General features: G+C 38.8%; 27 protein-coding genes and 1 other annotated feature. All 27 genes read left to right on the forward strand.

Annotation, left to right across the window (positions count from 1 at the left end; genetic code table 11):
* Positions 1 to 21 precede the first annotated feature (21 nt).
* Positions 22 to 1,494: a UDP-N-acetylmuramoyl-L-alanyl-D-glutamate--2,6-diaminopimelate ligase gene (locus L2716_RS04650; RefSeq protein ID WP_268963940.1), complete on the forward strand. Its 1,473-nt coding sequence runs from the start codon at positions 22 to 24 to the stop codon at positions 1,492 to 1,494.
* Positions 1,495 to 1,547: 53 nt separating this feature from the next.
* The gene (gene mraY, locus L2716_RS04655; RefSeq protein ID WP_236332251.1) at positions 1,548 to 2,519 is read left to right on the forward strand and encodes a phospho-N-acetylmuramoyl-pentapeptide-transferase; all 972 of its coding nucleotides are present in this window, start codon (positions 1,548 to 1,550) and stop codon (positions 2,517 to 2,519) included.
* 1 nt (position 2,520) lies between these two features.
* Entirely contained in the window at positions 2,521 to 3,873 is a 1,353-nt protein-coding gene (gene murD / locus L2716_RS04660) for a UDP-N-acetylmuramoyl-L-alanine--D-glutamate ligase (protein WP_236332253.1), read from the forward strand.
* A gap of 36 nt (positions 3,874 to 3,909) precedes the next feature.
* Complete coding sequence (gene spoVE / locus L2716_RS04665; RefSeq protein WP_236332255.1) at positions 3,910 to 5,010, forward strand: stage V sporulation protein E; 1,101 nt, start codon at positions 3,910 to 3,912, stop codon at positions 5,008 to 5,010.
* A 263-nt stretch (positions 5,011 to 5,273) separates the two neighbouring features.
* Positions 5,274 to 6,185 carry a UDP-N-acetylmuramate dehydrogenase gene (murB, locus tag L2716_RS04670; protein ID WP_236332257.1) on the forward strand — a complete coding sequence of 304 codons (912 nt, stop codon included), beginning with the start codon at positions 5,274 to 5,276 and terminating at the stop codon, positions 6,183 to 6,185.
* A 163-nt stretch (positions 6,186 to 6,348) separates the two neighbouring features.
* Positions 6,349 to 7,131, forward strand: coding sequence for a cell division protein FtsQ/DivIB (locus tag L2716_RS04675; protein WP_236332259.1), 783 nt, complete (start codon positions 6,349 to 6,351; stop codon positions 7,129 to 7,131).
* The gene (locus L2716_RS04680) at positions 7,121 to 7,816 is read left to right on the forward strand and encodes a DUF881 domain-containing protein (RefSeq protein ID WP_236332261.1); all 696 of its coding nucleotides are present in this window, start codon (positions 7,121 to 7,123) and stop codon (positions 7,814 to 7,816) included. Before L2716_RS04675 ends, L2716_RS04680 begins: the two co-directional genes overlap by 11 nt.
* A gap of 4 nt (positions 7,817 to 7,820) precedes the next feature.
* Positions 7,821 to 8,525: a DUF881 domain-containing protein gene (locus L2716_RS04685; RefSeq protein WP_236332262.1), complete on the forward strand. Its 705-nt coding sequence runs from the start codon at positions 7,821 to 7,823 to the stop codon at positions 8,523 to 8,525.
* A gap of 1 nt (position 8,526) precedes the next feature.
* The gene (locus L2716_RS04690) at positions 8,527 to 8,886 is read left to right on the forward strand and encodes a small basic family protein (RefSeq protein ID WP_236332264.1); all 360 of its coding nucleotides are present in this window, start codon (positions 8,527 to 8,529) and stop codon (positions 8,884 to 8,886) included.
* A gap of 164 nt (positions 8,887 to 9,050) precedes the next feature.
* Positions 9,051 to 10,334, forward strand: a complete 1,284-nt coding sequence (gene ftsA, locus L2716_RS04695; protein ID WP_236332266.1) for a cell division protein FtsA — start codon at positions 9,051 to 9,053, stop codon at positions 10,332 to 10,334.
* Between the two features lie 42 nt (positions 10,335 to 10,376).
* Positions 10,377 to 11,531 (forward strand): cell division protein FtsZ, encoded by a 1,155-nt coding sequence (gene ftsZ, locus L2716_RS04700; protein WP_236332268.1) that lies wholly within the window; start codon positions 10,377 to 10,379, stop codon positions 11,529 to 11,531.
* 324 nt (positions 11,532 to 11,855) lie between these two features.
* Positions 11,856 to 12,779 carry a sigma-E processing peptidase SpoIIGA gene (gene spoIIGA, locus L2716_RS04705; RefSeq protein WP_236332269.1) on the forward strand — a complete coding sequence of 308 codons (924 nt, stop codon included), beginning with the start codon at positions 11,856 to 11,858 and terminating at the stop codon, positions 12,777 to 12,779.
* 60 nt (positions 12,780 to 12,839) lie between these two features.
* Positions 12,840 to 13,559 carry an RNA polymerase sporulation sigma factor SigE gene (gene sigE / locus L2716_RS04710; RefSeq protein WP_236332271.1) on the forward strand — a complete coding sequence of 240 codons (720 nt, stop codon included), beginning with the start codon at positions 12,840 to 12,842 and terminating at the stop codon, positions 13,557 to 13,559.
* Positions 13,560 to 13,652: 93 nt separating this feature from the next.
* A complete protein-coding gene (gene sigG / locus L2716_RS04715; RefSeq protein WP_236332274.1) occupies positions 13,653 to 14,435 on the forward strand; it encodes an RNA polymerase sporulation sigma factor SigG in 783 nt (260 codons plus the stop codon).
* Positions 14,436 to 14,654: 219 nt separating this feature from the next.
* Positions 14,655 to 14,942 carry a YlmC/YmxH family sporulation protein gene (locus L2716_RS04720; RefSeq protein ID WP_236332275.1) on the forward strand — a complete coding sequence of 96 codons (288 nt, stop codon included), beginning with the start codon at positions 14,655 to 14,657 and terminating at the stop codon, positions 14,940 to 14,942.
* 109 nt (positions 14,943 to 15,051) lie between these two features.
* A complete protein-coding gene (gene pgeF / locus L2716_RS04725) occupies positions 15,052 to 15,855 on the forward strand; it encodes a peptidoglycan editing factor PgeF (RefSeq protein WP_236332278.1) in 804 nt (267 codons plus the stop codon).
* Positions 15,856 to 15,873: 18 nt separating this feature from the next.
* Positions 15,874 to 16,554: a YggS family pyridoxal phosphate-dependent enzyme gene (locus L2716_RS04730; protein WP_236332280.1), complete on the forward strand. Its 681-nt coding sequence runs from the start codon at positions 15,874 to 15,876 to the stop codon at positions 16,552 to 16,554.
* A gap of 43 nt (positions 16,555 to 16,597) precedes the next feature.
* On the forward strand, positions 16,598 to 17,023 hold the full coding sequence (locus L2716_RS04735; protein ID WP_236332282.1) for a cell division protein SepF: 426 nt from the start codon (positions 16,598 to 16,600) through the stop codon (positions 17,021 to 17,023).
* A gap of 31 nt (positions 17,024 to 17,054) precedes the next feature.
* Positions 17,055 to 17,309, forward strand: a complete 255-nt coding sequence (locus L2716_RS04740) for a YggT family protein (RefSeq protein ID WP_236332284.1) — start codon at positions 17,055 to 17,057, stop codon at positions 17,307 to 17,309.
* Positions 17,310 to 17,317: 8 nt separating this feature from the next.
* The gene (locus tag L2716_RS04745) at positions 17,318 to 18,097 is read left to right on the forward strand and encodes a YlmH family RNA-binding protein (RefSeq protein WP_236332286.1); all 780 of its coding nucleotides are present in this window, start codon (positions 17,318 to 17,320) and stop codon (positions 18,095 to 18,097) included.
* Positions 18,098 to 18,166: 69 nt separating this feature from the next.
* On the forward strand, positions 18,167 to 18,691 hold the full coding sequence (locus tag L2716_RS04750) for a DivIVA domain-containing protein (RefSeq protein ID WP_236337795.1): 525 nt from the start codon (positions 18,167 to 18,169) through the stop codon (positions 18,689 to 18,691).
* 42 nt (positions 18,692 to 18,733) lie between these two features.
* Positions 18,734 to 18,964: a binding site (T-box leader), on the forward strand.
* Positions 18,965 to 19,106: 142 nt separating this feature from the next.
* Positions 19,107 to 21,866 (forward strand): isoleucine--tRNA ligase, encoded by a 2,760-nt coding sequence (gene ileS, locus L2716_RS04755; protein ID WP_236332288.1) that lies wholly within the window; start codon positions 19,107 to 19,109, stop codon positions 21,864 to 21,866.
* Between the two features lie 127 nt (positions 21,867 to 21,993).
* Complete coding sequence (locus L2716_RS04760) at positions 21,994 to 22,671, forward strand: TraR/DksA C4-type zinc finger protein (protein ID WP_236332290.1); 678 nt, start codon at positions 21,994 to 21,996, stop codon at positions 22,669 to 22,671.
* Positions 22,672 to 22,799: 128 nt separating this feature from the next.
* Entirely contained in the window at positions 22,800 to 23,264 is a 465-nt protein-coding gene (gene lspA, locus L2716_RS04765; RefSeq protein ID WP_236337796.1) for a signal peptidase II, read from the forward strand.
* A gap of 1 nt (position 23,265) precedes the next feature.
* Positions 23,266 to 24,183: an RluA family pseudouridine synthase gene (locus L2716_RS04770; protein WP_236332292.1), complete on the forward strand. Its 918-nt coding sequence runs from the start codon at positions 23,266 to 23,268 to the stop codon at positions 24,181 to 24,183.
* Positions 24,184 to 24,372: 189 nt separating this feature from the next.
* Entirely contained in the window at positions 24,373 to 24,912 is a 540-nt protein-coding gene (gene pyrR / locus L2716_RS04775) for a bifunctional pyr operon transcriptional regulator/uracil phosphoribosyltransferase PyrR (RefSeq protein ID WP_236332294.1), read from the forward strand.
* Positions 24,913 to 25,057: 145 nt separating this feature from the next.
* The gene (locus L2716_RS04780; protein ID WP_236332296.1) at positions 25,058 to 26,383 is read left to right on the forward strand and encodes a solute carrier family 23 protein; all 1,326 of its coding nucleotides are present in this window, start codon (positions 25,058 to 25,060) and stop codon (positions 26,381 to 26,383) included.
* Positions 26,384 to 26,394: the final 11 nt, after the last annotated feature.

A 26,394-nucleotide genomic window follows, 5' to 3' on the forward strand; every position in this document is an offset into this window, starting at 1 on the left:
AAAAGGAAGGATATTTAATTGATGAAGAAATTAAGCGCAATATTAAAGAAATTAATGGTTTATGAATTACACAACGAAAGTGATCCTGAAATCACGAATATTGAAATGGATTCAAGGAAAGTAGAAAAGGGAAACCTGTTTATATGCATTAGCGGTGAGAACTTTGATGGACACAACTATGTTGGAGATGTTGTAGCGAAAGGCGCAACTGCCATTGTTGCAGAAAGAATGGTTGATACAACAGTACCTGTTATTTTAGTATCTGATAGTAGACATGCGATGGCGATTTTGTCTGATGAGTTCTATGATCAACCGACTCATAAGCTCCAGTTGATTGGGGTAACAGGGACAAACGGTAAGACAACAGTCACACATATTATGGATACTTTGTTCCAAAACCAAGAGAAAAGGACAGGGGTAATTGGTACAATTGAGATGAGAATTAATAATCAAAAGTACCCTGTTGCAAACACCACACCTGAGGCACCATTCCTTCAAAAATCATTTGCGAAAATGGTTGATGAACAAGTGGACAGTGCTTTCATGGAAGTTTCGTCCCATGCATTGGAGATGGGGAGAGTAAGAGGTTGTGATTATGATATTGCGGTCTTTACTAATTTGTCTCAAGATCACCTTGACTATCATGAAACGATGGAGAAATATTTACATGCAAAAGGGCTTCTGTTTTCTCAACTAGGTAATACATATGATAAAAAGAAACAAAAGCTAGCCATATTAAATGCTGATGATTCTGCTACTACTGAATTGAAAAAGATGACAGCTGCACAAGTGATGACCTACGGGATACAGAATGTTAGTGATATTATGGCAAAAGATATTAAGATATCCGGTAAAGGAACAGAATTTAAGCTTAAGACACTTAAGGGTATGTATGATGTCAAAATGAAATTAGTTGGAAAGTTTAGTGTGTATAACATTCTTGCTTCGTTTTCAGCTGGAATTGCAGCAGGACTTGATGAACATAAAATGGTAGAAACAATCGAACATTTGGATGGTGTTCCTGGCAGATTTGAAGTTATTGACGAAGGACAACCATTTACAGTAATCGTTGACTATGCACATACACCAGACAGTTTAGAAAATGTTCTTACTACAATTGGTGAGTTCTCTGAAGGGGATGTGCAAGTCATTGTAGGTTGCGGTGGAAATCGCGATCGTACGAAGCGGCCGATCATGGCCCAAATTGCGGTTGCCAACTCTGATTATGCCATATTCACATCAGATAATCCTAGAACTGAATCACCAGAACAAATTTTAGCCGATATGGAATCAGGGGTAGAGGATCAATCATTCACATCCATTACCGATCGAAAACAAGCAATTGAGACTGCTATTCGTAAAGCCAAAGCAAATGATATCATTCTCATTGCTGGGAAAGGTCATGAAACCTATCAAATTATAGGTGACAAAACGTTTGATTTTGATGACCGAGAGGTTGCTCGCCAAGCGATTCTTCAACAAAATCATCGCTAAGTGGTATAAGGAAAACAACTTTATTCAATAAATATATGGAGGGGTTAAAAGAAATGGATACAGCACTAATTGTTACCCTTCTGGCTTCGTTTGTTGTAGCTGTCGTTCTTTCTCCGATTTTCATACCGTTCTTGAAACGTTTGAAGTTCGGGCAAAGCATTCGTGAAGAAGGACCTAAATCGCATCAAAAAAAGTCAGGGACACCTACTATGGGTGGAATTGTTATTATCGTATCATTATTATTATCTACATTATTAATCTCATGGTTCTTCGGTTTATTATCAGTCGAAATCATGATCTTGCTATTCGTTACATTTGGTTACGGTCTTATCGGATTTATCGATGATTATATTAAAGTGGTCAAGAAAAGAAATTTAGGCTTAACCTCTAAGCAAAAGTTGCTTGGTCAGCTTGTCATTGCAATCATCTTTTATTTTGGTATGAAACAGGCAGGTATTTCAACGACTCTTTCTGTTCCTGGTACAGACTTGTCTATTGAATTTGGATGGTTCTACTTCATCTTAATCATTGTCATGCTTGTTGGCGCATCTAATGCGGTTAATTTAACAGACGGACTTGATGGTTTACTAGCTGGTACTGCAGCCATTGCTTTTGGTGCGTTTGCAGTGATTGCGTCTAGCCAATTAGATCTTGATGTTGCTTTATTCTGTCTAGCTGTAGTTGGTTCATTGTTAGGTTTCCTCGTATTCAATGCCCACCCAGCAAAGGTATTTATGGGTGACACAGGCTCTCTCGCATTAGGTGGTGCGATTGCAGCAGTTGCAATTTTAACGAAAACCGAACTTCTGCTTGTCTTAATTGGTGGAGTATTTGTTATGGAGACACTATCAGTCATGATACAAGTCGTTTCATTCAAAACAACTGGGAAGCGAGTCTTTAAGATGAGTCCTCTTCATCATCACTATGAGCTGAATGGTTGGAGTGAGTGGCGAATTGTTGTCACATTTTGGGCTGCAGGGCTGTTGTTAGCTAGTCTTGGAATCTATATCGAGGTGTTGATGTAAATTGAGCCGATCGCATGAATTACAAAATAAGAGCGTATTAGTTGTAGGACTGGCGAAAAGTGGTTCTGCAGCAGCTAAGCTATTAAACAAGCACGGGGCCAAGGTCATAGTAAATGACAAGAAAGAATTTGAACAAAATGAAGAAGCTAAGGCATTACATGCAAGAGGGATAGAAGTCCATTGTGGTGGTCATCCATTACATTTGTTAGACAGACAACTCGATTTCATTGTAAAAAACCCTGGTATCCCATACAGTAATCCACTTATTCATACTGCCCTCGAAATGAACATACCAGTCTATACAGAAGTTGAACTCGCATCCTATTTAACTGATGCATTAATGATTGGCATCACAGGTTCTAATGGTAAGACGACAACAACTACTCTAGTGGGGAAAATGCTAGAAGGTGGGACAAGACCTACACATATTGCGGGAAATATCGGTACAGTATTGAGTGAAGTTGCGGATAAAACGAACGCAGATGAAACCATCGTTGCAGAGCTTTCTAGTTTCCAACTGATGGGGATTGATACTTTCAAGCCGCATATCGGTATTTTGTTAAACTTGTTTGAGGCACATTTAGACTATCATGGGACGCTTGAGGATTATGGCAAAGCGAAGGCACGTTTGTTCAAGAATCAAACCCCTGACGATTATTGTATTTATAATGCCGAGGATGAGTATGTAGAAGCACTTGTCCAAGATGTTAAAGGGACAAAGGTTCCATTTAGTACAAAGCGTGTATTAGATCATGGTGCATATGTAAAAGATGGACAGATTTTCTTTAATAATGAGTTAATTATTTCATTAGAAGATGTAGCGTTACCCGGAGAACACAATTTAGAGAATGTATTGTCAGCTGTAGCTGCAGCTAAATTAGCTGGTGGAATAAATGAACAAATTATCAAAGCTTTGAAAACATTTGGTGGAGTGAAGCACCGGCTACAGTTCGTTACTACTCATAACAGCGTGAAATATTATAATGACTCTAAAGCAACCAATATACTTGCAACTCAGAAGGCGCTTGCCGCTTTCAAAAACCCGGTTATACTCTTAGCAGGTGGTTTAGATCGTGGAAATGACTTTGACGGTCTTATCCCTTATTTAAAGAATGTTAAAGCGGTGATTACTTTTGGAGAGACCGCCCCTAAATTAGTGAAAACTGCAACAGCTGCAGGAATAAAGGTCGTCCAACATGTTGATAATGTTGAGAAAGCCGTTCCTGTTGCAGATGAAATAGCTGAATCTGACGATATTGTATTATTATCTCCAGCTTGTGCGAGTTGGGATCAATATCCTTCTTTCGAGCAAAGAGGGGACATGTTTATCAGTGCAGTGCATAAACTTAGGTAATAGGACGGATAAACCTTTAGATTCGAGGTGTCTTGATTGCCTAAGGCTAAGAAAACACCAGATTTTGTGCTAGTAAGTGTGACGTTGACACTTCTAGCGATTGGAATTATTACTGTGTATAGTGCAAGTGCTCAGTGGGCTGAAATTCGATTTGATGATGCATTCTTCTTTGCTAAGCGTCAACTTTTGTTTGCTGGTCTAGGTATATTTGCAATGTTTTTAATTATGCAAGTGGATTACTGGAACTGGTCCAATTGGTCAAAGTTACTTCTATTAGGTTGTTTTATTCTATTGGTTGCTGTCCTTATTCCTGGCATCGGATTGGTGCGAGGTGGTGCAAGAAGCTGGATCGGTGTGGGAGCTTTCTCAATCCAGCCCTCAGAATTCACCAAACTAGCGATGATTGCATTTCTTGCACGGTATTTAGCCATGAATCAGAAGAAAATCACTTCATTTAAGAAAGGGTTAGTACCTTCTCTTGGAGTAGTCATGCTTGCATTCGGCATGATCATGCTCCAACCGGATCTTGGTACTGGTGCAGTACTTGTTGCCACTTGTGTTGTTATGATTTATGTTGCTGGAGCGCGTGTGAGTCACTTTGTTTGGCTAGGTTTCATAGGTCTAATTGGCTTTGTGGCTCTTATTATTTCTGCACCATACAGAATCAAGAGAATTACGTCTTTCCTAGACCCATGGAGCGACCCTCTCGGTAGTGGTTTTCAAATTATTCAATCCTTATATGCAATTGGTCCAGGTGGATTATTAGGCCTTGGACTCGGACAAAGTCGCCAGAAATTCGGATATTTACCAGAACCACAAACCGATTTTATTTTTGCAATTTTAACCGAAGAATTAGGCTTTATAGGTGGATCACTCGTATTGTTGCTGTTTGGGCTTCTCCTGTGGCGTGGGATCAGAATTGCCCTTGGTGCGCCTGATCTATTTGGTAGCCTTTTATCGATAGGAATCATTGGTATGATTGCCATTCAAGTGATGATTAATATCGGGGTGGTTACAGGTTTGATGCCAGTTACCGGCATTACACTTCCCTTTTTAAGTTATGGAGGTTCGTCGTTGACACTTATGCTCATGGCATTAGGCGTACTTTTGAACGTAAGTCGATATGCTCGGTACTGACATTGGACATCAACCTACCATTCAATTAAAATTGAGAAGTACGTATGCTCGAAGAACGATTAGCTTGGCTCATGCCAAGTTTCTTTTTTTGTACGTATGGAAAGCTATCTTTAGGGGTATAGAAAAGGGTTGTCTCATTTCAAATGATTCAGTGCCTTTTCTTGGTTTATAGCGATTGCGGATTTCTTTTCTATACCATGTTTAGCTATGTACATGTTTAGTGCATATCATATTATAGAGATATTTAAGGTGGTGTCGGTGAAATGAAGGATATTATAAAGAAATTAAATGATGAAAATATAGGTAAAGTGACTGAGAATGAACCACTTGCCAAGCATACGACGATGAAAATTGGTGGTCCAGCAGACCTACTAATTGAACCTAACACAATTCAAGATTTGGAAAAGGCAATTCGTATCATTAAAGAAAACCATTTACAATGGACAGCAATTGGCAGGGGATCTAACCTTCTCGTATCAGATGGTGGTATTGAGGGTGTTGTCATTAAGCTTGGTAAGGGGCTTGACCACTTAGAGGAAAATGGCGAAGAAATCACCGTCGGTGGTGGATATTCATTAGTTAAACTTTCTACGATAATGAGTAGAAAAGGGTTATCAGGATTAGAATTTGCAAGTGGTATTCCTGGTTCACTTGGGGGAGCAGTGTTTATGAATGCTGGTGCTCACGGCTCTGACATGTCCGAAATACTTGTTAAAGCACATATCCTTTTTGAGGATGGGACTATGGAGTGGCTTTCTAATGAGGAGATGGAATTTTCTTATCGGACATCAATCCTTCAGAGAAAACCCGGAATATGCTTGGAAGCTGTCTTAAGTCTTAAAGAAGGGAACCGGGAACAAATCACAGCAATCATGCAAAAGAATAAGGACTATCGTAAAGAGACACAACCGTGGAATTATCCATGTTGCGGTAGTGTTTTCCGTAATCCCCTTCCTGAACATGCAGGTCATTTAATTGAAAGTTCTGGTTTAAAGGGGCATTCGATCGGAGGGGCTCAAATCTCTGATTTGCACGCTAACTTTATTGTGAATACAGGTGATGCAACAGCAAAAGATGTTTTAGACCTCATCGATTTAGTGAAAAACACTATTAAGGACAAGTATGACATTCATATGGAGACAGAGGTCGAAATGATTGGTCGAGAAAAAGAATAAAAAGGAAAAATGAAGCAGAAAGATGGATTAATGTTCCATTTTAATATGCTATAATACTAATGAATAGATGTATATTATAATAGTGGACATGTATGTAAGAACGGCATAAAAGCGTTATGCCGTTTTCAATCTTTCTAAGTCCTCGATTAATGGAGGAGACCTTATGGAAAATAAGAAGGTTACGACACTTGAAGATCGAATTCCCAAACTGAAGGAACAACGTAAACAGAAGGCTAATCGTAGAATGATATTCTATGTTTCTTTTTTCTTTTTGCTCATCTTGGTTATTGTTTATTTCCAATCTCCTTTAAGCAATGTGAAAACGATTGAAATTAAGGGGAATGAGGTTATTCCTGAAGAAAAAATCATGTCCCAAATAACCCTATCAACAAATACAAATTACTGGTCAGTCAATGAAAAAGCTGTTGAAGCTGAAGTGAAAAAATTTGTTCAAGTTGAGTCTGTGAACGTTGATAAAATCTTTCCAAACAAGGTCAAAATTCAGGTGACAGAATTTGAAAAGGTAGCCTTTGCCGTGAATGAGGGGAGTTATTACCCTCTATTACAGAACGGGAAAACATTGCCGAAGGTCTCAGAGTCAACTGTACCTACCAATGCACCTATATTGATTGGATGGGGAGACAACGAATTGACAGAAAGAATGGCTGCTGAACTTTCGGACTTATCAGCTAGTATTCGAATTCGAATTTCAGAAATTCATCATTCTCCAACGGAAAACGATAGTCAGCGGATTACGTTATATATGAACGATGGATACGAAGTGCAGTCGAGAATTCATAATTTTGCGGAATATATGCAGTACTACCCATCCATAGTAGACAAGCTTGAAGGTAGCAAAGAAGGCATCATATATATGTCAGAATCACCTAGATTTGAGCCTTTTGAAAAGGAAGACGGGAAGGAAGAAAGTACGGATGAAGGTTAGAGGTAAGTATGTAATCTACTCCCTAGTACTGCTCGTCACAGGGTTTATGATCTCTTTTTCCTATCAAATTGCAAACGAAGAGGATCAACGTCCAACGAATGATCAATGGCGTAGAGAAGATCAATTAAGGACATCGATTCTATCCTTACAAAGGGAAAACCGCAAATTGCAAGACGAGCTTGAAGGTACTCTAAAGTCAGTGAATAAAATGGAAAGCCAATTAGCCAATCAAGAAAAGAAGTCTTTTAATATGGTAGAAGAAGCGAAGAAACTAAGAAAGGTTGTCGGGGAAGTTCCTGTTCAAGGACAAGGTATACGTGTATCCCTTGAAGACAGCTCCTATATTCCTGCAAGTGAGAACCCAAATGATTATATCGTACACGAAGAACATATTCGTATGGTCATACATGAGTTATACGTAACAGGTGCAGAAGCAATTGCTATTAATGGACAGCGCATTTCTCATACGAGTAATATCAATTGTGTGGGTCCTGTGGTGAATGTGGATGGCGTTAAACATCCTGCGCCATTTGTCATTACAGCGATTGGTGATTCAGATGTTTTCTGGAGTTCTTTAAATTTATCAGGAAGTATTACGGACCAGCTCGTTGACGATGGCGTCGAGGTTCGAATGGAAAAGGAAGCTGATGTCGAGATTCCTCCGCACATTGCCCGGGAAGGATGACCATATGATGCGCAGAAATCTGATTTTGGCCTTAACAACAATGACAATCGGATTCATGGTAGCTGTCTTATTTCATACTACCAGCGAACCAGTCGTTCGAGACACAAGGGATATATGGGAATTGAGACAAGATCTAGAACAGCAAAAGAAGGTTCAACAAGAGTTATACAATGAAATTATTAAAAATGAAAAGCTAATTGATCAATATTCAGGTGAAAGTAAGGAAGACCAAATAAAAGCACTTGAAAATACTTTAGCAGAATTAAAAAAAGATGCAGGTTTAACTGAAGTTAGCGGTCACGGAATTGTTTTGACAATCGAACCATTATTAGACGATGAAAATTTACTTGGAACAAGCACTGGAACTGTTCACCCTGAGCTCATACGTAGATTGATCAATGAACTTAATACGTATGGAGCACAAGAAATATCTATCGACGGTGAACGGATTGTTAATACTACGCCAATACGCGAAGTAAATGAAAAAACTTATATTAATGAAGAGCCTTTATCTCCATTTCCAGTTAAGGTCAAAGTTTTATCCAAAAACTCTAACAAGCTCCATACTGAAATGCAGACATCTCAATCAGGTGAAGATTTTGCAAGAGAGAATCTTCTCTTAACTTCTAAACTTGTAGATAACGTAACGATTCCGCCTTATGATCATCAGATCCGTGTTAAATATATGAAAGAGAAGGGGGATTCCTAAAATGTGGTTACCAATTTTGGGTTTAATGATTGGCCTCCTTCTAGGCTTCATGTCAGACCTACGCATACCAGATGAATACTCTAGTTATTTATCTATTGCGGTGCTCGCAGCACTTGACACGTTGTTCGGTGGCATTCGTGCACAGTTACAAAAAACATTCGATGATCGTGTGTTTGTGTCAGGCTTTTTCTTTAACATATTGCTAGCAGCAGGTTTAGCTTTTCTAGGTGTCCATCTTGGTGTAGACTTGTACTTAGCGGCAATTTTTGCTTTTGGGGTGAGATTATTCAACAACATTGCTGTCATCCGTAGATTAATTCTATCTAATTGGAAGAAAACAGAAGCAAAAGAGAGAAATTAATACGAAAAACTTATAAAAAATAAAGGGAATACTTGCTTGGTGTTGAATACATTCCTTAAATAGGCTTTTTTCCTAGAAATATGACTTTAAATAATGCATTATAAGGATATTCAATCTAGTAGTGGACTAAGCAAGAATCGATATTTTGAGGGAGGTGCCAAAGAATGAACAGCAGCGAAGTTATGATTAGCTTAGACATCGGTACATCCAATATTAAAGTAATCATTGGAGAAATGTCTGATGAATCCTTTAATGTAATTGGAGTAGGGAATGAGAAATCAGAAGGAATCAAAAAAGGTTCCATTGTTGATATTGATGAAACTGTTCGTTCAATAAAGAAAGCGGTTGAACAAGCTGAAAGAATGGTAGGGGTTAAAGCGAACTCTGTCATTGTAGGAATTACAGGGAATCATGTTCAACTACAACCTTGTCATGGAGTAGTTGCAGTATCTAGTGAAGACCGTGAAATTAGAGATGAAGATATTACAAGAGTCATAGATGCTGCACAAGTTATGTCTATTCCTCCTGAACGAGAAATTATAGATGTCATTCCAAGAGAATTTGTCGTTGATGGTTTAGGTGAAATCAATGATCCTAGAGGAATGATTGGTGTAAGACTTGAGATGGAAGGCATTCTAATAACTGGATCAAAAACGATTTTACATAATGTACTCAGGTGTGTAGAACGTGCTGGCTTAGAAGTAGCGGATATTTGTCTACAGCCTTTGGCAGCAGGAACAGTATCTCTTAATAAGGATGAACGTAACCTAGGTGTTGCTTTAGTAGATATGGGGGCAGGATCTACGACTTTAACAGTCTTTGATCAAGGGTCCATTCAATTTACGAAAGTATTACCAATCGGGGGAGACTTTGTTACTAAAGATATTTCGATTGGTCTACGAACGACCACAGAAGATGCAGAACGTGTTAAGGTAAAGCATGGACATGCTTTTATTGACCATGCATCTGATGAAGAAACTTTCGAAGTGGCTCGTATTGGTTCCTCTAATGAACAGCAGTTCTCTCAATATGAACTGTCACATATTATTGAACCGAGATTAGAAGAGATTTTCGGCTTAATTCTTGAAGAATTAAATCGAAATGGTTATCAAGATCTACCTGGCGGATTTGTCCTAACAGGTGGGGTTGTTGCCATGCCAGGAGTTCTCGAGTTGGCAAGGGAAGTTCTTGACCAAAACGTACGAGTATCGATGCCAGATTACATTGGTGTACGCGAAGCTCAATATACAACTGGTGTCGGTTTAATTCAATTCACGTTTAAAAATGTTAAGGTTCAAGGGAAAGAAGTTGCTGCTTCAATCTCGAATGAGCACGAAGAAGAACAACCGGTCAAGAAGCGTCGTAATACTGAACAACAGAGAGTAGAAAAGGACAAGCCGGGTGTGAAGAATAGAATGAAGGACTGGTTTGGAACATTCTTCGAATAATCCCGAAAATGACAAAAACCAGAAGATTAGGAGGATCGCAAAATGCTAGAGTTTGATATGAATATGGATGGCCTTGCAAAGATTAAGGTAATCGGTGTTGGCGGCGGCGGAAGTAATGCTGTCAATCGTATGATAGAAAATAACGTTCAAGGTGTAGAATTTATTGCAGTAAACACAGATGCTCAAGCTTTAAACTTATCTAGAGCACAAGTGAAAATGCAAATTGGATCAAAGTTAACAAGAGGTTTAGGTGCTGGAGCTAATCCTGATATTGGGAAGAAAGCTGCAGAAGAGAGTAAAGAACAGATCGAAGAAGCACTAGAAGGTGCAGATATGGTCTTTGTAACCGCAGGAATGGGTGGCGGTACAGGTACTGGAGCTGCTCCAGTCATTGCCGAAATTGCAAAGGAAATCGGTGCGTTAACAGTAGGTGTCGTTACACGACCATTTACATTTGAAGGACGAAAACGTTCTACTCACGCGGTCGGTGGAATTGAGACACTAAAAGAAAAAGTAGATACGCTAATCGTCATTCCTAATGATCGGCTTCTTGAAATTGTTGATAAAAATACCCCTATGCTGGAAGCGTTCCGTGAAGCAGATAACGTGCTAAGACAAGGTGTACAAGGTATTTCAGATCTAATCGCAGTTCCTGGACTCATTAACTTAGACTTTGCTGATGTGAAAACAATCATGACTTCTAAAGGATCTGCTCTTATGGGAATAGGTGTAGCTGCTGGTGAAAACCGTGCAACGGATGCTGCTAAGAAAGCGATCTCCAGTCCGTTACTTGAAACATCTATTGATGGAGCTAAAGGTGTGTTAATGAATATCACTGGCGGCTCTAACTTAAGTCTTTATGAAGTGAATGAAGCTGCTGATATCGTTTCATCCGCATCAGATGAAGATGTGAATATGATTTTCGGATCTGTTATTAATGAAGATCTTAAAGATGAAATTTTAGTTACAGTCATTGCGACTGGTTTTGATGAAGTGCAAGGTGGTCAACCTAAAGCACAACCACGTCCAAAGCAAAACGTGAATAATCAGAATCAACAACCAGCTCAAAAGAGCAGGGAAGAACAACCGCAAAGACAACAAGAAAGTCAGCGTACAACGAACTCTTCTCCTCAATCGGATATCAACGATACGCTTGATATACCAGCATTCTTGAGAAACCGTAATCGTCGTCGCTAATTTATATGTAAATTTAACAGTCCTCCAATCGGAATGTATTCCGACTGGAGGACTGTTTTGTATTATAAGATTTTATTCGTACATCTTTTGACTAGCTGGAATGGAGTCTCTAGCGTGTCTTCAAATTTAGATTTCAGGGTGCGCAAGTCTCACTTCTGAGTGATGACGTGTAATAAAGAGGGAATAATTGCAAATCCTCCTCACCGACAAAACCTCTAGTAATCCTCCAAAATAAATGGGTTGTACTCCTCATAAACCGACAGACAATTTCCTAATATCTGAGCTATACTTATTTCACAGTTCTACCTTAGAAAGGAGCAGCCAATGACGATATACCTCGATGTCATTTGGTTACTAAATTTCTCAATTGATTTCATGCTGTTATGGCTGACATCGGTTATTTTGAAAAGGAAAATCACTTTCGTAAGGTTAATGATCGGAGCTTTTTTTGGTTCTTTGTACGTACTTATGCTTTTCTTAGAATCAAGCCTCGTATACCATCCTATTGTAAAATTTATTTACTCAGTCTTTATCATTTATTGTACTTTTGGCTACAAACGTTTCGGTTCTTTTGTACAAGGTTTATTTATGTTTTACTTTGCATCGTTTATCACTGGAGGAGGGATATTCGGGATACATTTCTTTCTTCAAACTGAAGCTGAAATTATGAATGGAGTTTTGACCACCCAATCTACTGGGATGGGGGATCCTGTAAGTTGGCTATTCGTTATATTGATGGTGCCAGTAATGCTCTATTTCACCAAACGAAGAGTAGGCGATATTGAAATCCGAAAACTTCGTTACGACCAAATCATGAATTTCGAATTAAGGATTGAGACAACTATTCTTAAAGGACAAGGGCTGTTAGATAGTGGTAATCAGCTACACGAGCCTATTTCGAAAACGCCTGTAATGATACTAGACCTGACTGTGTTTAAAAACGATCTTCCTGAAGAAGTAATCAGCCATGCCACTAGCCTTGAAAATATAGGGGAAGTAGTGGATGAAGAAAACCCATGGATTGATCGTATGAAAATTATTCCGTATCGTGCAGTAGGTAGTAACCATCAATTCTTAATGGGCGTTAAAGCAGATCATATGGCTATTTGGTCAGAAGGTGTGAAATATGAAACAAAAAATGTAATTGTTGGCCTCTCTTTTACGAATGTTTCAGGAGAAGGAGATTACCAAGCTATTTTGCATCCTAAAATGTTGTCCCATGCTAGTGTGACTTCATCTGCATCTTAATCTATTTGATATTTTAAATGTGAAAAATAAAAATCCATCAGAATTTGAGGGGGATAAGGAATGGGCAAGTTAAAACTAAGAATTACTTTATTCTGGTACAAACTGCTAATCAAACTTGGGGTGAAGACAGAGGAGATATACTACATAGGCGGAAACGAAGCGCTTCCATCACCCCTCTCGAAAGATGAAGAAGCTTTACTTCTTAAGAAGCTACCAAAAGGAGATAAAGCTGCAAGAGCGGTGTTAATTGAACGAAATTTAAGGTTGGTTGTGTACATCGCTAGAAAATTTGAAAATACCGGTATTAATATTGAAGATCTTATCAGTATTGGAACAATTGGGTTGATTAAAGCAGTTAATACTTTTAATCCGGAAAAGAAAATAAAACTTGCAACTTATGCTTCTAGATGTATTGAAAATGAAATTCTCATGTACTTACGAAGGAATAATAAAACACGTTCAGAGGTATCTTTTGATGAGCCACTTAATGTTGACTGGGATGGCAATGAATTGCTTCTCTCAGATGTATTGGGTACTGATGAAGACATCATAACGAAAGGGATTGAAGCGAATGTAGATCGAAAGCTCCTGACGAAAGCATTATTTTCGTTATCACCACGAGAAAAACAAATTATGGAGCTCCGATTTGGACTTGCTGGTGGAGAGGAGAAGACACAAAAGGATGTAGCTGATTTACTTGGGATTTCCCAGTCCTACATTTCAAGACTTGAAAAACGCATTATTAAGCGATTACAAAAGGAATTTAATAAAATGATGTAACCTTTGAATTTCTACATTTTCATAGCTTGTGCATAAAATTCCCTCCTGAGGAGATACTTACTTTTACAGTTACTCCCAATTGGAGGGGAAGATATGACCCGTAATAAAGTTGAGATTTGTGGTGTGGATACATCTAAGCTTCCAGTTTTGAAAAACACAGAAATGAGAATTCTGTTTAAAGAAATGCAGAATGGAGATTTAACAGCAAGAGAAAAGTTAGTAAACGGTAACTTAAGACTTGTTTTAAGCGTCATACAGCGATTCAATAATCGCGGAGAATATGTTGATGATCTATTCCAAGTTGGATGTATTGGTCTAATGAAATCAATTGATAACTTCGATCTAGGTCAGAATGTAAAGTTTTCAACTTACGCGGTACCTATGATCATTGGAGAAATCAGAAGATACTTAAGGGATAATAATCCTATTAGAGTGTCTAGATCACTTAGAGATATCGCCTATAAGGCACTTCAAGTACGGGATAAGATTGTCAGCAAAGAATCAAGGGAACCTAACCCTACAGAAATTGCTCGTGAGTTAGATGTTACGAAAGAAGAGGTTGTATTTGCATTAGATGCGATTCAAGATCCCGTTTCATTGTTTGAGCCTATCTATAACGACGGCGGTGAGCCGATTTTTGTGATGGATCAAATTAGTGATGATAAACAGAAGGATTATCAGTGGATTGAGGAAATTGCGTTACGTGAAGCAATGACTAGATTAAACGAACGAGAAAAGTTGATTCTTACGATGCGCTTCTTTCAAGGTAAGACACAAATGGAAGTTGCTGATGAAATCGGAATCTCCCAAGCACAAGTTTCACGTTTAGAAAAGGCAGCAATTAATCAAATGAACAAAAGTATACAAAGTGGTTAAGAACGATTGACAAATACCTAGAAAATAAAGCACTTGCTATCTTCTGCCTGACATAGGCACAAGGGAGTTGGGTGCTTTATTTTTGTTTCAACACTGTGTTCCTTACAAATACTTGTGTTTTTTCTGTTTATTTTTTGTTCATATAAAATTCTATGCTCATATATTTAATAGAGAGTCTTGTTTAAATGATGACTATCATGAAAGGTGGGGGAATCTCTAGTGATAAAAATATCTGAATTTCAAGTGAAAGATGTAGTGAATGTATCTAATGGTAGGAAGCTTGGGCATATTGCAGATCTAGAAATCAACCTAGGAACTGGAAAAATAGAAGCGATTGTCATCCCTGGGGCAGGTAGAATGATGGGATTTATGAGAAAAGAAAATGATATCATCATCCCGTGGAGAGATATTGTGAAAATCGGGAAAGATGTTATACTTGTTCGGTTTGAGGACCATGCCGAGAACCAACTTTCACCGCAGGGGTTCCATAATTCATCGAAAAGTTAAATAGCTGAGTTCTCCAACAATTCAACAACTTGTGATAAAATAAGTCTATCGCAACAAAATGCGACACTAAGATTTGATTTGAGGGTTGAATTTGGTAGAACCATTTCATATGAAACATGAATGCTATTATACGATAAATGAAATGTTACGATCTAACCGGAATGTCGTTGCAGGCATATCAACAAGACATGGAGGGGTTAGTCATCAACCTTTTCACGCATTAAATCTAGGGCTTCATGTTCATGACCAATCATCTGATGTGATTGAAAATCGAAACCGTTTGGCAAATGCATTAAATACAAAATTGAATCAATGGGTTTTTGCTGACCAAGTCCATGGGAAACAAATTTCAGAAGTGAAACGTGTAGACGCAGGGAAGGGTTCAAATCTCTACCACACGGGAATAATAGGTACGGATGGGTTGTATACCAAAGATTCCAATATTGTTCTTGCTTTGGCATACGCTGATTGTGTACCCATATATTTTTCAGCCAAGAATCTTAACATAGTGGGAATTGTACACGCTGGTTGGAAAGGGACTGTTTCTAGAATTGCCCAAGAAATGATTCACACTTGGAGTAAGGAAGAAAACATACCTTCTGATGAGATAGAGGTTTGGATCGGTCCTTCTATACAACAGTGTTGTTATGAAGTAGATCAACATGTGATTGACCATGTAGACGACATAATGGAAGATAAGGTTAAGCCTTATACCACAACGACAGTTACAGGGAAGTATATGCTCAATCTGCAAGAATTGAATAGACAACTTCTTATTAAGGCTGGTGTTCCATCAACTCAAATCCATGTAACCACTTTGTGTACAAGTTGTTCCGTTAATCATTTTTTTTCACATCGTAAAGAGAATGGACAAACAGGTAGAATGCTTGGTTTTATCATGTTTAACGAATAGGAGGTGTAACCTGTAATATTGAGAATTTCAGACAACTTACAGAGCATCAATCAACAGATTTCAAAGGCTTGTGAACGATCTAATCGAAATCCAGAGAATGTATCCATTATTGCTGTAACTAAATATGTTAGTGTTGAAACAACCCAAGAAGCTGTCGATTCGGGTATTGTTCATTTAGGAGAAAATCGAGATGAAGGCTTTATACATAAATATGAACAGGTTACCGGTCATGTTAAATGGCACTTTATTGGAACTCTCCAATCTAGAAAAGTGAAGTCCATTATTGATAAGGTTGACTACATACACTCTCTTGACCGACTTTCTTTAGCAAAGGAAATTCACAAGAGAACGAATCGAAAAGTGAAGTGCTTTGTTCAGGTCAATGTATCAGAAGAAAAATCCAAACATGGTGTTTCAGCTGATGAATTGATTGAATTTGTTCAACAACTTGAGAAATATGATTCAATTGAAATCATCGGCTTAATGACAATGGCTCCCCATATTAAAGATGAAAAAGTATTAAGGCGCATTTTCCAGAAAACGCGCCATTTACAACAGAAAGTGCAGCACTTGAACCTATCCAATGCACCTTGTACTGAGCTATCTATGGGCATGTCGAATGATTATTCAATTGCAGTAGAAGAAGGAGCAACTTTTGTTCGAATCGGTACTTCATTAGTAGGAAACGAACGTAAATAAGTGAGACGTACTTTATTCTAAGTTCATGTTAAGGAGGCTCAACATGGGAATTAAATCAAAATTAAAGAATTTCTTTGCTTTTGATGATGATATGTATGAAGAAGAACTTTATGAATCTGAACAAGAGCGTGATGAGGAAATCGAACCGATGAGTCGATCTCGTCGAGACCAGAAGAGTCAAAACATTGTTAGTCTTCAAAGCGTGCAGCAACAAGTAAAAGTCGTTCTCGTAGAACCTAGGACCTACTCAGAGGCGCAGGAGATTGCTGATCAATTAACGAATCGAAGAGCTGTTGTGATGAACTTGCAACGGATTCCTCTCGACCAAGCAAAACGTATAGTAGATTTTTTGAGTGGTACTGTATATGCTATTGGAGGAGATATACAAAAGCTAGGCCCCAATACATTTATGTGTACGCCAGATAATGTAGACGTCTCCGGTGCCATATCTGAAATGACCGGAGAATAGAATAATAGTAGAACAAAGGGTGGTTTATAGAATGTTAGAAGATATCCTTATATTTGCAATCGGGGCTTACAGGTGGCTCATAATTATTTACATTTTCATGTCATGGGTTCCAAATGCAAGGGAATCGTCGTTTGGACAATTTTTAGGCTCTATTACTGAACCGTTTCTAGCGCAGTTTAGGAAGATCATTCCGCCGCTAGGGATGATTGATTTGTCACCGATTGCTGCATTATTTGCGTTATATTTTGCGCAAATTGGTGTAAGTTCGTTATTTAGCTACTTGTAGGTGGTTGTATGTCAATTTATGATCATTTTAGAACCGAAGAACAACCATTCATAGATCAAGTTCTAGAATGGAGAAAAACAGTGATCGATCAATACAGAATGAAGGCGACTGACTTTCTAGATCCAAGAGAGCAATTTATCCTACGTTCATTGATTGGCACAAGTGATGAATTACAACTAGATTTCTGGCAGGGGTACGAGGGGGCAGAAAGAACGAGAGCCTTAATGTACCCCGTTTATTATGAACCAAATGATTCGGATTTTGCCGTAAAATGTTTAGAACTCGAGTACCCAGTTAAATTTGTTACATTGAAACATTCAGATATTCTGGGTGCCTTGATGAGTTTAGGCGTGAAGAGAAAGAAGTTTGGTGATATCCTAATGGGTGATGGTATATGTCATCTTGTTGTAGCAGAGGAAATTGCGGACTATGTCCGATTGAACCTGACTTCAATAGGGAAATCTACTGTGAAGATTAAGGAGTTACAACCAGAGCATTTAATAAGACCGACCGATCAGTGGTCTAATGAACAAAGTACAGTATCTTCTTTACGCCTAGATGTCATTCTTTCAGAAGCATTTCGGTTATCAAGGTCAAAAGTGACACCCTTTATTACGAATAAAAAGGTAAAGCTCAATTGGAAAACTGTTGAGCAGCCATCCAGCCTATTACAGGAAGGCGATCAAATTTCTGTCAGAGGGTTAGGTCGTGCTAAACTAATAACTGTGGATGGACAAAGTAAAAAAGGAAAGTGGAAAATTACATACGGAACAAAAAAATCGAAATAAGAGCAGGAATTGTTAGGTAAAATGTCGAAAAAAACAAGTAGTAAAGACATCGATACGGGGGGTGGCGTCATGCCTTTAACACCATTGGATATTCATAATAAAGAGTTCAATCGTGGTTTTCGAGGATATGATGAGGATGAAGTTAATGAATTTTTGGATCAAGTGATTAAAGATTATGAGACCGTGATCCGAGAAAAGAAAGATCTGCAAGAAAACTTAGCGAAGATGGAAGAGAAATTAGCGTACTTCACCAATATTGAAGAGACGTTGAACAAGTCGATTGTTGTCGCCCAAGAAACTGGCGAAGAAGTGAAGAGAAATGCGAATAAAGAAGCTCGACTAATTGTGAAAGAAGCAGAAAAGAATGCTGATCGAATCATTAACGAATCACTTGCAAAATCACGAAAAGTGATGTTGGATATTGAAGAACTGAAGAAGCAATCTTCTGTTTACCGAACTCGTTTCCGGATGTTGATTGAAGCTCAATTAGAGATGTTGAAAACCGAAGACTGGGATCACCTCATGCCTCCAGAAGATGAGGAATCAGAATATGAGCTGAACGAGTCCAAAACAGAAAACGTGAACGTCACTTGACGAACTGATCTCATATCTTATATAATTTTAAAACAGTTATAAACGTAAACTAAGATGGGGAGAGTACGTTTCAGTTTCTTTCATAGCGAGTTAGGGTTGGTGTGAGCCTGACATAGAACTGATACGGAAAATCACCCTTGAGTTCTAAGCTGAACGATCAGTAAGCTATAGCGAATCATTCTCGTTACGAATGCTTGAGTGGGTTATATAATCTTAGGATAAGGATTATATGCCTATTAGGGTGGTACCGCGAGCAACCTTCTCGTCCCTATTGGGATGAGGAGGTTTTTTTATTTTTCTGGCTTTTTCAACCTGAAGTAGCTGGATACTTAATTAGATTAGATATTGGCATGAAACTGAACAATCGCTCAAAACGATTTTTTTGAAAAAGAAAATGAGAAAGGTGGAAAATTTAATGAATTATAAAGATACACTCTTAATGCCGAAAACAGATTTTCCTATGCGGGGTGGACTTCCAAATAAGGAGCCAAATATCCAAGAGAAATGGGAAAGCGATCAAATTTATCAGAAGGTACTTGAAAAGAACAAGGATCTACCTAAATTCATCTTGCATGATGGACCTCCATATGCAAACGGAGATATTCACCTAGGTCACGCAGAAAACAAGATTCTCAAAGATATCATCGTCCGTTACAAATCGATGAACGGTTTCAATGCACCGTACATCCCAGGTTGGGATACACACGGTTTGCCGATTGAAACAGCGTTAGCGAAGAAGAAAAAAGTCAACCGTAAAGAACATAGTATTGCTGAATTTCGTAAAATGTGTGCAGAGTATGCGCTAGAACAAGTTAAACTACAAAAAGAACAATTTAAGCGTCTCGGAGTACGTGGAGATTGGGACAATCCATATATTACATTGAACAAGGTATATGAGGCAGAACAGATCAAGGTGTTCGGTGAAATGGCAAATCGAGGTCTGATCTATAAAGGGAAAAAGCCAGTATACTGGTCACCATCTTCTGAGTCTGCATTTGCTGAAGCGGAAATCGAGTACCAAGATAAGCGCTCACCGTCCATTTATGTTGCATTTCCTGTGAAAGATGGTAAAGGTGTGTTGGAACAAGATGTTTCGGTTGTCATTTGGACGACGACACCTTGGACGCTCCCTGCAAACCTGGGTATTTCTGTACATCCTGTATACACTTATGTTGTTGTTGAGGCGGATGGCCGTAAGTTTGTAGTCGTTGAAGATTTACTTGAACATTTAACGACTTCACTTGAATGGGAAAACACAAAAGTGTTGAAGAAAATGAAAGGTGCAGAGCTTGAACATGTTGTCACAACAAACCCATTGTATGACCGTGATTCACTTGTCGTTTTAAGTGATCACGTAACAACAGAATCTGGGACAGGTTGTGTGCATACAGCTCCTGGTCATGGTGAAGATGACTTTAAAGTTGGAAAAAGATATAATCTTGGAATTCTTTGTCCAGTAGATGGAAAAGGTGTTATGACTGACGAGGCACCTGGTTATGAAGGCATGTTCTATGATACTGCGAACAAACCGATTACGGAGAAACTAAAAGAAGTTAATGCGTTATTGAAGCTCGAATTCATCACGCACTCTTATCCGCACGACTGGAGAACGAAGAAACCAATCATTTTCCGTGTTACAGACCAATGGTTTGCATCTATTGAAAAAATTAAAGATCAAATACTATCAGAAATCAAAGATGTGAAATGGTATCCTAGCTGGGGCGAAACTCGCCTTCACAACATGGTAAAAGATCGTGATGACTGGTGTATTTCTCGTCAAAGAGTATGGGGCGTACCGATTCCTGTCTTTTACGGTGAAGATGGAGAACCGATTATCACGCCTGAAACGATTGATCATATCTCAAATCTTTTCCGAGAACATGGTTCTAATATTTGGTTTGAGTGGGAAGCAACGGAACTTCTGCCAGAAGGATTTACTTCGGAACATAGTCCGAACGGCACATTTACGAAAGAAACAGATATTATGGATGTTTGGTTTGATTCAGGATCATCTCACCAAAGTGTATTGAATGAACGCCCTGAACTTGACCGTCCAGCAGACGTCTATTTAGAAGGAACAGACCAATACCGAGGATGGTTCAACTCTTCTCTTACTACAAGCGTTGCTGTGACAGGGAAAGCACCATACAAAACGATCATCACGCACGGATTCACATTAGATGGTGAAGGCAAGAAGATGAGTAAATCTCTCGGAAATGTCATCGATCCAATGAAGGTCATGAAACAACTCGGAGCGGACATCATCCGTCTTTGGGTCTCGTCAGTCGATTACCAGTCTGACGTTCGGGTATCAGATGATATCTTGAAGCAAGTTTCTGAAGTCTATCGTAAAATCCGTAACACGCTTCGATTCATGCTTGGAAACTTAAACGGATTTGATCCTACACAACACCGTGTAGCATATGAAGATATGAATGAATTAGATCAATATATGGCCGTAAAAGTGAATAAGCTCGTAGAACGTGTTAAAGATGCATACGATGATTATCAATTCTTGTCAGTCTATAATGCAGTCCATAATTTCTGTACCATCGAATTAAGTTCATTTTATCTGGACTTGGCTAAGGATACGTTATACATTGAGGGTGAAAACGATCATAAGCGTCGTTCAATGCAAACGGTACTATACGATAGCGTCGTATCTTTAACGCAGCTTGTTGCACCAATTTTAGCTCATACTGCTGATGAAGTTTGGGCTTACATTCCAGGCGTGAAAGAAGAAAGTGTTCAGTTATCCAACATGCCTGAAGTAAAGCAATATGACAATGCTGAAGCTCTTATTGAGAAATGGGATGGCATGCTTGAAATCCGTGATGAAGTTCTCAAGGCTTTAGAAAATGCAAGGAATGAAAAAGTAATTGGAAAATCCCTGGCAGCATCTATTGAACTTTATCCTTCAACTGAAGCAAAAGAACTATTGAACGGTGTAGCAGAACTTGATAAATTCTTTATCGTTTCAAAAGCTTCAATTGCTGGGGATAAGGATCATGCTCCAGAAGAAGCACATGTTTATGATCAAGTGGGGATTGTCGTTAAAGCCGCAGATGGTGAAACATGTGACCGCTGTTGGACTGTGACAACTACAGTCGGAACGGATGCTGATCACCCAACGTTATGTGAACGCTGTGCGACTGTCGTAAAAAATAATTATTAATATTAATTGGTAAGTACTGAAACTGGTCTGATTATAGGCCAGTTTCTTTTTATGCACAAAATAATGGTGTAAAAAGAGATGCTCTGGTCAAACTATAATGAGGATTGTATAGGAAGGGGAGTGTGACATGAATTTTGATCACTTAAAGAAGCAACTAGAAGCAAGGAAACAAGAAATTGTACATGAATTTGAGCAAAATGACCATTACGGTTTAAATAGAGGCTTTGGAAGTGATAATGCTTCTGGTGAGTTATCACAATACGACAACCATCCGGCTGACTCTGGGACAGAACTGTTTGAACGTGAGAAGGACATGGCGCTAAATGAACATTTAAAAGAAGAGCTTTCAGATATTGAATATTCTCTTAATCAAATTGAACTAGGAACGTATGGCACATGTGAAGTTACTGGTCAGGCGATACCGATTGAAAGACTAGAGGCTCTGCCGACGGCAAGAACGATAAAGTCTGTATCTCCTAATCAGCAAATATCTACCGATCGTCCAATAGAAGAAGAGGTTATCACTTCAATGGAAGAGCATTATTCTGAAGAAAGGGATAATGATATCCAAGATCCAAATGCATATGATGAAGTTGCTTCCTTCAACGAAAATAGTATGACCTATGAAGACACTTCTTTAATTGATAATAAAGATAAAACGGGGTATGTAGAAGACTATGAACAGTTTGTTTCAACAGATATTGAAGGTTATACTGGACCAGATGACGTCCATATAGAGCGGAATGTTCAATATGATGAATATATGAACGAACAATCAAACATCGATGAAGGAGAACAGTCATGAGGTTGGCTGTTCTTTTTTTGTCAAAAGACGCTACTTTAGCCTTCAATATAGTCCTCTGATTGATTGTGAAAGAACCTTTATTATGCTAAAATCAAACGGATAGAAATAAAGGTGGGGGACAAATGAAGATTGTTAGATATTACCTTTTAGCTTTATTCGTTTTAATTACAGACCAACTAACTAAATGGCTAATTGTACGGAATATGGAATTGGGCGAGCAAGTCACGATTATTGAGAATTTATTTTACATACAATCTCACCGCAATAGGGGTGCAGCATTCGGTATTCTCCAAGGACAAATGTGGTTATTTATTATTGTAACGATTGTAGTGATGATCGCTGTCATTTATTATTTACATACAGAAGCAATTGGGAACGATTTGCTGAGTACGTCATTAGCACTCATCCTTGGAGGAGCAGTTGGGAATTTCATCGACCGTTTATTTAGAGGAGAGGTTGTTGATTTTCTAGACTTTTATATTATTAATTATGATTTTCCAATTTTTAATATCGCTGACTCAGCATTAGTGATTGGTGTTGGACTTATTGCAATTGCTTTTCTATTAGAAGGAAGAACATCGAAGGAGAATTAGTATGGAACAAGTATATATTAAAGTAACTGGATTAGAAGGTCGAGATCGACTTGATAAAGTCATTTCTAATGAGCAGGGGGATACGTCACGCTCTCAAGTTCAACAATGGATTAAAGAACAACGGGTGAAGGTGAATGGAAACATTGTTAAAGCGAATTACAAATGTACTGATGGTGATGAAATTATAATTGAAATTCCAGAGCCAGAACCACTTGAGGTCATCGCTGAATCAATGGTATTAGATATCATTTATGAGGACGAGGATCTCCTTGTCGTTAACAAACCAAGAGGAATGGTCGTTCATCCGGCTCCAGGTCATATGACAGGGACATTAGTAAATGGATTAATGGCGCATTGCCAGGATCTTTCAGGCATTAATGGTGTATTGCGTCCGGGCATTGTGCACAGGATTGATAAGGATACGACTGGTTTGCTCGTCGTTGCTAAGAACGATCATGCACATCAACACTTAGGTCAGCAAATGAAAGATAAATCGACGACAAGAAAGTATGAAGCGATTGTTCACGGTGTCATTCCACATAATAAAGGAACGGTTGATGCACCGATTGGAAGGGATGCTCAAGATCGTCAGAAAATGGCTGTAACTGATAAAAATAGTAAAGATGCGGTTACGCATTTTAATGTTCTTGAACGATTTAACGCATATACCTTTGTGGAATGTATTTTGGAAACAGGTAGAACACATCAAATACGTGTCCATATGAATTACATTGAGTATCCTGTTGCAGGTGACCCGAAGTATGGTCCAAAGAAAACGTTGCCGATTTCAGGACAAGCTCTTCATGCAAAAACATTAGGATTCATCCACCCTAGAACTGAAGAAGAAATGGAGTTTACTTCTGATCTTCCTGAAGATATGACGACGCTTTTAGACGATTTACGTCGAAATGAGGCTTGACAGTATTCAAAGCGTTTGAGATAATCATTTCAACAATTACAAAGACCTTTAAGATCAGTCCCGTGAGGCTGAGAAGGTATCGGTTCTTAACACAAGGCATTGCAGTATGCTTGTGTATTCATTAGGAGACGTATAACCTCTCGCCGTAAGGGTGAGAGGTTTTTATATTACAAAAGGGGGTGAAGGGCTGTGGAACAGACCGTATTACTGGACGAGCAAGCAATTAAACGAGCACTTACAAGGATCGCTCATGAAATACTAGAGAGAAATAAAGGCACTGAAAATTTAGTCCTTGTTGGGATTAAAACGAGAGGTGTTTATCTGGCTGAACGATTGAGCAAACGGATCGAGCAGATTGAAGGTGAGAAAGTCATTAAAGGTGAAGTTGATATTACACTTTACAGAGACGATCTTTCCAAAAAGACAGATAATGAAGAACCGATGCTTAAAGGAACAGATATACCCGTTGATATAACAAATAAAACCGTCGTTTTAGTTGATGATGTCCTTTACACCGGAAGAACAGTCAGAGCTGCCATGGATGCTGTGATGGATCTTGGTAGACCAGAACAAATCCAGCTTGCAGTACTGATTGATAGAGGACATCGGGAGCTTCCGATACGACCAGATTTCATAGGTAAAAATGTACCGACTTCCCGAGAGGAAATCGTAAGTGTTGACCTAAGAGAAGTTGATCATCAAGAGCAAGTGTTAATACAAAAAAACTAATATGGCCCTTTTTAAGTCAGTCCCGTGAGGCTGGCAAAGGGGAATGAATTTGGCGAAGCATATACACAATTCGTCTAGTTCATCCAACCTCTTTGCATGCCTGCAAAGAGGTTTTTTTTGGGCCTCAATCTGAGGAGGAAACATAATGAATCAAAAAGAAGTTGGCATTAGAGAAATACCTAGTAAAGGAAAGTGGCTTGTACTAAGCTTTCAACATTTGTTTGCGATGTTCGGTGCGACCATCCTCGTGCCATTCCTAGTTGGATTAAACCCAGCAGTCGCACTCGTTTCAAGTGGATTAGGGACACTAGCATACTTGTTAATCACTAAAGGTCAAATCCCGGCTTATCTCGGTTCATCGTTTGCATTTATTGCACCGATTATTCTTGCCAAGTCATTAGGTGGAATGGAAGCAGTGATGGTCGGTAGCTTCTTAGCAGGACTCGTATACGGTGGCGTAGCTGTTCTCATTAAAACGCTAGGGATTAAATGGTTGCTTCAAATATTACCACCAGTCGTTGTAGGTCCTGTAATCATCGTAATTGGTCTAGGCCTAGCAACAACAGCGATCGACATGGCGATGTATATTCCAGGATCGGATCCAAAGGTATATAGCCTACCACATTTTTCAGCAGCATTAGTTACATTAGGAATCACTATTATTGCTGCAGTATTTCTTAAAGGTTTTCTGAACCTGATACCTGTCTTAGTAGGTATTATTGGAGGTTACCTTTATGCATACTCGATAGGGTTAATTGACTTCACGCCGGTCCAAGAAGCGAGTTGGCTTCAAGTTCCAGACTTGATGATACCGTTTGTGTCTTACAGTCCGACCTTCTCATGGCAAATCGCTCTGATAATGGTTCCGATAGCAGTCGTCACGATTACTGAGCATATAGGGGATCAAATGGTATTAAGTAAAGTTGTCGGTAAAAATTTCATCGCAAAACCAGGACTTCATAGATCAATATTAGGTGATGGCGTTGCAACGATTATCGCTTCATGCCTAGGAGGACCTCCAAATACGACATATGGTGAAAACATTGGTGTTCTCGCGATTACGAGAGTATTTAGTGTATTCGTAGTCGGAGGAGCAGCACTACTCGCAATTGCTTTTGGTTTCGTCGGTAAAATCACTGCACTGATCAGTACAATTCCAACCCCAGTTATGGGTGGCGTATCCATTCTGTTGTTCGGAATTATTGCCTCATCTGGCTTAAGAATGTTGATTGATAACAAAGTAGATTTAGGAAAAAAACGCAACTTAGTCATATCATCAGTCATCTTAGTTCTTGGAGTAGGTGGGGCCACACTCCAAATTACTGACGAGTTTCAAGTAGCGAGTATGGCACTTGCAACCATAACCGGAATCTTGTTAAACCTCCTCATACCTGGGAGAGATAAAGATGTTCAAAATACATCCATCTTCAAGGAAGACAGTCAAAATCAATCAAAAGAACCCGCTGCTTAAAATAGCGATAA

This window comes from Pseudalkalibacillus berkeleyi (genome assembly GCF_021608225.1).
Lineage (GTDB): Bacteria > Bacillota > Bacilli > Bacillales > Fictibacillaceae > Pseudalkalibacillus > Pseudalkalibacillus berkeleyi.

Coding starts and splice junctions, on each gene's coding strand:
- L2716_RS04650 (WP_268963940.1), top strand. CDS start 22: ATGAAGAAATTAAGCGCAATATTAAAGAAATTAATGGTTTATGAATTA.
- mraY (WP_236332251.1), top strand. CDS start 1,548: ATGGATACAGCACTAATTGTTACCCTTCTGGCTTCGTTTGTTGTAGCT.
- murB (WP_236332257.1), top strand. CDS start 5,274: ATGAAGGATATTATAAAGAAATTAAATGATGAAAATATAGGTAAAGTG.
- L2716_RS04675 (WP_236332259.1), top strand. CDS start 6,349: ATGGAAAATAAGAAGGTTACGACACTTGAAGATCGAATTCCCAAACTG.
- L2716_RS04680 (WP_236332261.1), top strand. CDS start 7,121: ATGAAGGTTAGAGGTAAGTATGTAATCTACTCCCTAGTACTGCTCGTC.
- L2716_RS04685 (WP_236332262.1), top strand. CDS start 7,821: ATGATGCGCAGAAATCTGATTTTGGCCTTAACAACAATGACAATCGGA.
- L2716_RS04690 (WP_236332264.1), top strand. CDS start 8,527: ATGTGGTTACCAATTTTGGGTTTAATGATTGGCCTCCTTCTAGGCTTC.
- ftsA (WP_236332266.1), top strand. CDS start 9,051: ATGAACAGCAGCGAAGTTATGATTAGCTTAGACATCGGTACATCCAAT.
- ftsZ (WP_236332268.1), top strand. CDS start 10,377: ATGCTAGAGTTTGATATGAATATGGATGGCCTTGCAAAGATTAAGGTA.
- spoIIGA (WP_236332269.1), top strand. CDS start 11,856: ATGACGATATACCTCGATGTCATTTGGTTACTAAATTTCTCAATTGAT.
- sigE (WP_236332271.1), top strand. CDS start 12,840: ATGGGCAAGTTAAAACTAAGAATTACTTTATTCTGGTACAAACTGCTA.
- sigG (WP_236332274.1), top strand. CDS start 13,653: ATGACCCGTAATAAAGTTGAGATTTGTGGTGTGGATACATCTAAGCTT.
- pgeF (WP_236332278.1), top strand. CDS start 15,052: ATGAAACATGAATGCTATTATACGATAAATGAAATGTTACGATCTAAC.
- L2716_RS04735 (WP_236332282.1), top strand. CDS start 16,598: ATGGGAATTAAATCAAAATTAAAGAATTTCTTTGCTTTTGATGATGAT.
- L2716_RS04740 (WP_236332284.1), top strand. CDS start 17,055: ATGTTAGAAGATATCCTTATATTTGCAATCGGGGCTTACAGGTGGCTC.
- L2716_RS04745 (WP_236332286.1), top strand. CDS start 17,318: ATGTCAATTTATGATCATTTTAGAACCGAAGAACAACCATTCATAGAT.
- L2716_RS04750 (WP_236337795.1), top strand. CDS start 18,167: ATGCCTTTAACACCATTGGATATTCATAATAAAGAGTTCAATCGTGGT.
- ileS (WP_236332288.1), top strand. CDS start 19,107: ATGAATTATAAAGATACACTCTTAATGCCGAAAACAGATTTTCCTATG.
- L2716_RS04760 (WP_236332290.1), top strand. CDS start 21,994: ATGAATTTTGATCACTTAAAGAAGCAACTAGAAGCAAGGAAACAAGAA.
- L2716_RS04770 (WP_236332292.1), top strand. CDS start 23,266: ATGGAACAAGTATATATTAAAGTAACTGGATTAGAAGGTCGAGATCGA.
- L2716_RS04780 (WP_236332296.1), top strand. CDS start 25,058: ATGAATCAAAAAGAAGTTGGCATTAGAGAAATACCTAGTAAAGGAAAG.